Origin of the sequence: Priestia sp. SIMBA_032 (assembly GCF_046535215.1) — a bacterium.
Lineage (GTDB): Bacteria > Bacillota > Bacilli > Bacillales > Bacillaceae_H > Priestia > Priestia aryabhattai.
The window spans coordinates 1-257 of the sequence record NZ_JAWRXD010001039.1 but is presented as its reverse complement, the minus strand read 5'-3'; the positions used below and the strand labels follow the sequence as shown (position 1 = coordinate 257).

General features: G+C 65.0%; 1 protein-coding gene. It reads right to left on the bottom strand.

Annotation, left to right across the window (positions count from 1 at the left end; all coding sequences use genetic code 11):
* The coding region (locus tag SB717_RS37510; protein WP_410908214.1) for a hypothetical protein at nt 1-257 on the bottom strand (257 nt) is incomplete at both ends.

The following is a 257-nucleotide window of genomic DNA, read 5'->3' as shown; positions in this document are numbered from 1 at the left end:
GTCCTGCCCAGCCTCAACGCCCAGCAGATCAGCACGTACCCCCAGCCCTTCGAGTCGTCGCCGACGCTGGTCGGCAGTCAACTCGCCATCGCCCAGCACCGGGGAGTGCACAATAGCTGTAACCGACAGGCTAATGGCCTGACCGGCGCGGATCGCTGCGACCCTGAACACTTCCTTGGCCGCATTGGCGATGGCCTGCTGGATGGCAGTGGCCACTTCCAACGCTACCTGTGCGCCGCCCTGGGTGAGCAACACAC